We start from the raw sequence: 8,197 nt of genomic DNA on the forward strand, positions 1-8,197 counted from the left end.
TAATTATTACCTCTTCTTATAAAGAAGAGGATTGGATCAAAGGAATTTTTTCTTTTCTTGGTCGATTGGATATGGCGAGGGAACCTCGCCATATCCAATCGACCGCTTTTTCTTCATAAATGGAGAGACTTTATACCTTAATTTTTCCCTAACTCATACAGCTTAGGTCAGAAGGATGTCATGGCAATTCCACAGAAGTTGGCTTGGCAATATGTGGTAGTCCCCATCCCAGTTTCTCCCGGAGAATGTGAAAAAACTCAGGTGGTTTAAGTCTAATAAAACGTGCTTTATATTGTGATTGTTTCACCCTTACCCTATCCTCTGGCAGAACATAACATCCTCCATTACCATCCACAACCATCATCAGACGATTTGGACTTGCTGGAAAAATACTTACAGGTTCAGTCTCAGCAAAAACCAGAGCGCGGGATGCAAGAGAATGGGGACAAATAGGTGAAAGCTGCAAGACTGGCACTCCAGGAGTAACAACAGGACCACCTGCTGATAAAGAATAAGCAGTAGAACCAGTGGGAGTAGAAATAATAATACCGTCAGCAGCAATATCTATAGGAGCGTGCCTACCAATTTTAATCTCAAAATGGCACATACAAGTCATCGGTTCCCGATGCAAAACCATTTCATTTAAACAAAGAGCTTCCCATAATAACTCATCATTTCGGAACAGACGTACTTCTAGCATAGTCCGTTCTTCTATTTCATAGTTTCCTGCTAAAATCTGTTCAATTGCTGGGTATAACTGATTGAGAAAAGTTTCAGTTAAGAAACCCATGTGACCTGTGTTGACCGTTAATAGTGGAATATGAGAAGGTGCAACTTGACGAAATGCAGCTAGAACAGTACCATCTCCTCCTAAGACAATGGCAAATTTCATATCATTGGTAAAACCAAAGGGAACTAGCTGGTCTATGGGAGTATGGCATACAGGACGTTCTAGACTAGGGGAACCTAAAAATCCCTCCGCCCCAATGGTGATATGAACATCATAGCCATAAGCTATTAGCTTGTCTTTTAACTCATTAGTTATGCGACAAGCTATTGGTTTAGCATCGTTATAAATAATTCCTATTTTTGACACTCGAAAAAATCTAGTTCAGGGTAGTTATGCCGTTTAACTGGAGTCAAAAGTCAGAAGTCAAAGGTCAAAAGTAAGATTTTATAGACCCAGAAATCTGACGCTATAGTAATTTCAGGAAATTTTTTCACATCTATCTAAAGTTTGAAACTATTCGTGACATCCTGAAAGTAAATTGGTATTAGAAGGTTTAGAAGAAGAAAGGTTTATTTTTAGAGGTTGTTTTTCCTGATTTGGCTTGTTCGTATTCTATTTCCTTCAATTTTTTCATAATCCGACTATAGTATTCTTTTAGATAAGACTCTAGGGTAGTTATTTCTTCTGGATTAATGCCAAATACAGGATAAACATCATCCATGGAAGCTGTTAAAGGTTGACTACTGGCTAATACTTCTGCAAAAGCTAGTCTATCTGCCACATTCCAACCCCATTGAAATGACCTGGTAAACTGACGGAATATACGCAATAAGTTAATATTAGTACGAGTTACTTTGGCCTTTTCACCGGAAAGTCGTTCACACATCCGAATAATTTCATTGGCATCCCAAGCACGAGGACCTACTACTGGAAAACTTTTATTTTNACATCATCCATGGAAGCTGTTAAAGGTTGACTACTGGCTAATACTTCTGCAAAAGCTAGTCTATCTGCCACATTCCAACCCCATTGAAATGACCTGGTAAACTGACGGAATATACGCAATAAGTTAATATTAGTACGAGTTACTTTGGCCTTTTCACCGGAAAGTCGTTCACACATCCGAATAATTTCATTGGCATCCCAAGCACGAGGACCTACTACTGGAAAACTTTTATTTTCTGTTTCGGGAACTGAAAGAGCGCGGATAGCAAATTTAGCAATATCTTGAGTATCCATATATGCAATAGCTGTTCCTTGACCAGGTACCCAAACTGCTTCCTTATCTAAAATTGGCACTGCATATTGACCAATTAATCCTTGCAGGAAGCCACAGGGTTTTAATATTGTGTATTTTAAGCCAGATTCAGCAATAAAAAGTTCTGTACATCGCTTAATTTCTAGAAGAGGAACTTGGGGATATTTTTCTGCATTTAAAAAGGAGAAAAATATGAAACGTTCTACACCTTGAGCTACTAGAGCTTGAATTAGTGATACTTTTCCTTCCCAGTCTACCTGTTTAATACTCAGAGAGTCTGTTGGTCTGGAGGTTGAAGCATCTATTACTGCATCAATTCCTTCCAGAGCAGGTATCAGACTTTTAGGTTTACAGAGATTTCCTCCGATTAGTTCGGCTCCCCACTCTTTCAAGAAGGATGCTCTACTATAACTTCTGATTAAACAGCGTACTTCATAACCTTCATCTAAGGCATGACGTACTATTTGTCTACCAAGAGTACCAGTAGCCCCTAAAATTAATAATTTCATAAAAGTTTTGTTATTTATATTAAAGAGTCATTCATCACTTTAGCAAGTTTATCTCATTTTTTTACAAAACTTAACATTTTGAGTAATAAATATTTTTATTTTTAACTTTAATTTCTTAAAAGATATTATCATACCATGATTAGCATTCCCCAATTGATGAAAATTAGGAAATGCTACTAAGTGCTTATTTATAGATATAACTTCAGCAAAATTTGTAGTAGACNCTTTTCCAGGTATTGGTTTGCCAGCAGTGGCAGTAAGTGGGATGATAGCAGCAAATACTCTTGCTCCTGTGTCAAAACACAGGGAAATGAAAAAAAGTCCGAAAAGATATTATCATACCATGATTAGCATTCCCCAATTGATGAAAATTAGGAAATGCTACTAAGTGCTTATTTATAGATATAACTTCAGCAAAATTTGTAGTAGACCGACACACCTTAAATGGTGCATTAGAAAATGGGGGATGGGGTGATGGGGAGATAGGGTGATGGGGTGAGGCGCGAAAAAATCTAATGCACAGTTTTGGCTGTGTCAGTCTAGTAGTGGACTGTTTCATCTTAAATGTTGCTTTAGGAAAATGCTGCGATCTACCTAGAGCAATAATTTAGCTCCAAAAGCTAATGCCCTATTTTAGCTGAAATAGTCTAGTAGTGGACCGACACAGCTAAAATAGTGCAATAGTAGGGGCGGGTTTTAGCTAGAATTTTCATGCTTACTCTAAGATTTATACAAACCCGCCCTAATGAAATGTAATGCACAATTTTTAGTTGTGTCAGTCTAGTAGTGCTATACCTTAAACCTGGAAGTTAATTTATTCACCTCCTTGCAATTTAAGTAAGAGGAAGCCTCCTGCTAAACCAATCAAGATTACAGTAAAAGACAAAATTGCTGCATTGAAAATTTCACCAGTCATATTCTTAAAATACTCCTATACAAAGTGTATATGTATTTTAAGCCATGATGAAGACACCAGTAAGTGAAATAAAAAAGACAATTCCTCATTTAGCAGTAACTATAGGAGACCCTGCAGGTATAGGGCCAGAAATAGTTCTGAAGGCTTTAGCAGATCCGAGGGTGAGAGAAAATTGTGATTTGACAATAATTGGCAGTCGTCAAATTTTGCAAGAAACCCATCAAAAATTATCTCTGGAAAAGCTTGTCAATTGGGAAAATTTGAAAATTTTAGATGTGGAGTTTGATGGGAAATTAGAAGATATTTGTCTGGGGAAAGGTAATGCGGTGAGTGGGGAAGCCAGTTTTTGTTATATGGAAACGGCGATCGCCCAGACTTTAGCTGGAGAGTTTGAAGGTATTGTCACTGCTCCTATTTCTAAGAGTTGCTGGCAGATGGCGGGTCATAAATATCCTGGTCAAACGGAACTTTTAGCAGAAAAAGCAGGAGTCAAAAAGTTCGGAATGTTATTTGTGGCTAGTTCGCCCCACAGTAATTTTGTACTTCGTTGTCTTTTGGCTACCACACATATACCATTAAGTCAAGTACCACTAGCTTTAACACCAGAGTTAATGAGTTGGAAATTAGAATTACTGGTGGAAAGTTTACAAAAGGATTTTGGTATTTCTAGGCCAAAAATTGCGATTGCTGGTTTAAATCCTCACAGTGGAGAAAATGGTCAATTAGGAACAGAAGAACAAGATTGGTTAATTCCTTGGTTGGAGAAAGAAAGCGATCGCCGACGGGATATACAACTTGATGGACCAGTACCACCGGATACGATGTGGGTTAAACCTGGTCAAGCTTGGCTAGGTTTAAAAGCGAATACTTATGATGCTTATTTGGCACTTTACCATGACCAAGGATTAATTCCAGTAAAACTAATGGCTTTTGATTTGGCGGTTAATACTACGATTGGTTTACCATTTGTTAGGACTTCTCCGGATCATGGTACAGCATTTGATATAGCGGGTCAAGGTATTGCTGATGCTACGAGTATGAAAGGGGCAATACAGTTAGGGAAAGAGTTAATTTTACCTAAAATAAGACGGGAGCATGAAAGCCATCGTCTTTTAAGCGATGGATGAAAGGCGAGGAGTCGGATTTTAATCCGAAGTATTTTATTTTACCGAAAAGCAACGTTGAAGTTCCCCGTGTTTGAACCGGGACATGAAAATAAGGGAATCCTTAAGACTAGACAACTTTAGTTGTCCTAGTCGTACTATGATCGACAATAACTTTTCATTCCGCCAGTTTCCAATGTACTCTTGTCAGGAAGTTTTAGTGAATAAAAATTCTGAATTAATTGCTATCTTAACATTCTTATGCGAAGAGTCTCACAAGCTAAGTAACATGGGAATATATTATGGTCGGCAATTATTTTTTAAGTCTCACAAAACTCTCGGCAAGTTTGAGTTGGAAAAAGTCTATAAACATAACTATCATTACAAAGTTTTATATTCGCTCTTCAGCACAACAAATATTGAGAACTGTAGCTGAATTATTATGGTCTTATTATGGTCTTATTATTGCCTATAATGAAGGGAAAATATTAGACATACCAAGGATTCCTAACTACAGAAAAAAAGGGGGGATGGCTACAGTTAGTTACCCCAAGCAACCATTAAAACTTAAGGGTAATAAAATTAGAGTACCACGCTTAGAATANTGGTCTTATTATTGCCTATAATGAAGGGAAAATATTAGACATACCAAGGATTCCTAACTACAGAAAAAAAGGGGGGATGGCTACAGTTAGTTACCCCAAGCAACCATTAAAACTTAAGGGTAATAAAATTAGAGTACCACGCTTAGAATACCTGTAAACGCTGGTTTGGTAAGAATAGCTTTTTAATTCCCATACCAAGCAATCTCAACTTTGCTTCTCTCAAAGAACTGAGGCTATTACCGAGAAATAAATGTTTTACCCAAGAATTTATCTATGAAAAAGAAATAGTAGTTAAACCTCAATTAAATCAAGAAAATGTATTAGGAATAGACCATGGTTTAAATAATTGGTTAACTTGTGTATCTAACGTTGGCACTAGCTTGATAGTAGATGGTAAACAGATTAAATCAATGAATCGTTGGTATAACAAACAGATATCAAATATTAAAGAAAACAAGCCCCAAGGATTTTGGTCAAATCAACTAGCTGAAATCACAGAAAAGCGTGATTGCTTTCCTATCGGAATGCTGCGCAAACGTTCCTCGCAACCAAATGCGTGACGGTATTAATAAAGCAGCCAGAATAGTCATTAATCATTGTTTAAAAAATCAGCTCGGTACAATTGTTTTTGGTTGGAATAAAGGTCAGAAAAATGAAATAGAATTGGGGAAAAAAAGTAATTCATAATTTGTACCAATTCCTACAGCTAGAGTCAAAAAAAGAATAGCTCAATTATGTGAAGAGTATGGGATTATATTTATAGAAACAGAGGAAAGTTATACAAGTATTGCTTCATTTTTCGATGGTGACTATCTACCTAATTATGGTGAGAAACCCAATGATTGGAAACCATCAGGAAAAAGAATAAAGCGATGCAGCGCCGCCAAAGGGGGTTTCCCCAATGAGCGACTGCATCAAGACAGCGTGGTTTGTATAGGAGTGGTAATAATTGTTTTGTGAATGCAGACTGTAATGGGGCTGCAAATATCATCACAAAAGTAAGCAGAAAGCTAAGTTTAGACTTAAGCCGACTGTGTAGGGGCACAATGAAATTGTCCCCAAAGAANGCTGCAAATATCATCACAAAAGTAAGCAGAAAGCTAAGTTTAGACTTAAGCCGACTGTGTAGGGGCACAATGAAATTGTCCCCAAAGAATATATCTTTGGTCAGCTAAGAACAGACGGAGCAACACGGATTTATCCTGTTGCGTAGTATCTACTTAGAATCCCCTCGGCTTCAGCCAGGGGAGCAGTCAAAGAGAATTGGTAGTCCTACATAGAATGGTAGATGGTGATAAAAAATTCTTAGTAAGGAACTATCCGACTAAAAACTATAGCGCTATAGTTAAAGATTAAGTCAGCTACTTTATTAGGTAATGGGTATTTTTTCTTGAGCCTAAATCCTACAAAATGCTCTATAGTTTCATCTTTTGCGTCAGTCCTGATAATAATAATAAGTAGATAGCCAGCAGAAATTCTTAGTAAGGGAGCAAGATACTCCTACTGTTGTTTCCCTTTGACTAAAAACTATAGCGCTATAGTTACAGATTAAGTCAGCTAATTTATTAGGTAATAAGTATTTTTTCTCTAGGCTAAATCCTACAAAATGCTCTATAATTTTATATTTTGCGTAAGTTCTGATAATAATAAGTAGATAGCCAGCAGAAATTCTTAGTAAGGGAGCAAGATAATCCTACTGTTGTTTCCCTTTGACTAAAAACTATAGCGCTATAGTTACAGATTAAGTCAGCTAATTTATTCGATAAAGGTTATTTTCCCTATACTTTAGACTTTATCATACCTTATAACACCTCACATTTTTGAGCTGAAAATTTTTCCTGTATTGAACTCATTAGGTATCTTGGCGTGAGATTAAATTTTTGAAGCATCAAGTTGTCCGTGGGAATTAGGCAATAGAAAAAAAAAGATTGAAAAATACTGCAATACACCTCCAATACGCCATCTCCCCTACTCCTCTACTCCCTTACTCCCTCACTCCCCATCCCCAGAGTAGTTGACTTAGTGAATCTATAATCTAAAATAGAAAATATACAAATAGTTAGTACAAAGAAGCCAACAAATTTTATTGTTAGGTAAAAATACTTGCTAATAAAATTTTGTTTTAGCTCATCTTATAGGAAAAAATCAATACCTAAAAATATACCGATTAAAGTATGAGCTAGCAAAAAATTAAATGCTTAAAAACTCAAAAATCATCTTAGATAACCTAGAAGAAAATGTGATTTTCTATGCAGGGAAAAATGGATTATGAAACTTTAGGGAAAACAGGAGGAATTAGCACAACTCCTGGAACACCACAATGGGCGCTTGCAATTAAGTTAAAACTACAATCTGTTCTGAACAAAAGTATAGTTGCTAATGCAGAACAATTAAAAGCATGGCGTGAATTAATGAAACAACCAGCAGCTTATCAGCAATTACTTGATGAGCAAGGAAAACCATTTAATAGCTATGAAGAATTATGTCGTTCTCAACCACCTTATGGATTAGGTTGTGAACCGAAAGAAATTGAAGAATTAATTAGCGGACTAGAATCAAATGAAACAAAAAAGGTTGAGATACCAGAAGATCCGCTTAAAGATTTAGGAAATCCATCAAATTATTTTCATAAATTCTCTAAACTTGTGGAAGCTTGCCCAGATAATCAAGTTTTAAACGCATCTAAAATTGGAGAAATATTAGATTATGCTCATAGCACTGCTCAACTATGGAGAAAACGATGGGAACATTTGGGGTGGTTGGAACAATCAAAAAGTGGCGGAAGAGGTTTTTATCAAATTACTGAATCAGGAAAAATTGCGGTTAAAAATTGGTTGGAACAACAACCAGAAGGTAAGTTAAATAAAGAATTATGGGTAGTAGTTCCTAAGAATCCTCAAAAGGCAGCAGAAAAATTGATTAAGTCGTTTGAAGCTGAAGATTTAAGAGAGATTTATAAACTAATTGGAGAATCTTTTATGAATGTAGATTTGAGAATGTAGAATTGGGAATTGAAAAGTTTGATAATTGTGGATTGTCAATTATAAATTATGAAATTTCATAGTCTATGTAACTG

At 36.3% G+C, this 8,197-nt stretch carries 5 protein-coding genes and 1 pseudogene; 3 read left to right on the forward strand and 3 right to left on the reverse strand.

Going from position 1 to position 8,197, the window contains the following annotated elements; all coding sequences use genetic code 11:
- Positions 1 to 178: 178 nt before the first annotated feature.
- From AFK68_RS20695 to petM, 3 genes and pseudogenes are all read right to left on the reverse strand, one after another.
- Positions 179 to 1,096 carry an NAD(+) kinase gene (locus AFK68_RS20695; protein ID WP_094674699.1) on the reverse strand — a complete coding sequence of 306 codons (918 nt, stop codon included), beginning with the start codon at positions 1,094 to 1,096 and terminating at the stop codon, positions 179 to 181.
- A 580-nt stretch (positions 1,097 to 1,676) separates the two neighbouring features.
- A pseudogene (locus AFK68_RS20705) lies at positions 1,677 to 2,497 on the reverse strand (NmrA family NAD(P)-binding protein); the annotation flags it as partial.
- 814 nt (positions 2,498 to 3,311) lie between these two features.
- Positions 3,312 to 3,413 carry a cytochrome b6-f complex subunit PetM gene (petM, locus tag AFK68_RS20710; RefSeq protein ID WP_094674701.1) on the reverse strand — a complete coding sequence of 34 codons (102 nt, stop codon included), beginning with the start codon at positions 3,411 to 3,413 and terminating at the stop codon, positions 3,312 to 3,314.
- A 47-nt stretch (positions 3,414 to 3,460) separates the two neighbouring features.
- Between petM and pdxA the strand changes: the two genes are divergently transcribed.
- The 3 genes from pdxA to AFK68_RS20730 all read left to right on the forward strand — a co-directional run bounded on the left by pdxA (position 3,461) and on the right by AFK68_RS20730 (position 8,123).
- On the forward strand, positions 3,461 to 4,540 hold the full coding sequence (gene pdxA / locus AFK68_RS20715; protein ID WP_094674703.1) for a 4-hydroxythreonine-4-phosphate dehydrogenase PdxA: 1,080 nt from the start codon (positions 3,461 to 3,463) through the stop codon (positions 4,538 to 4,540).
- Between the two features lie 865 nt (positions 4,541 to 5,405).
- Complete coding sequence (locus tag AFK68_RS42165; RefSeq protein ID WP_371357480.1) at positions 5,406 to 5,681, forward strand: transposase; 276 nt, start codon at positions 5,406 to 5,408, stop codon at positions 5,679 to 5,681.
- Between the two features lie 1,701 nt (positions 5,682 to 7,382).
- Entirely contained in the window at positions 7,383 to 8,123 is a 741-nt protein-coding gene (locus AFK68_RS20730; RefSeq protein WP_143438092.1) for a hypothetical protein, read from the forward strand.
- Positions 8,124 to 8,197 lie beyond the last annotated feature (74 nt).

This window comes from Hydrocoleum sp. CS-953 (genome assembly GCF_002260545.1).
Classification (GTDB): Bacteria; Cyanobacteriota; Cyanobacteriia; order Cyanobacteriales; family Microcoleaceae; genus Trichodesmium.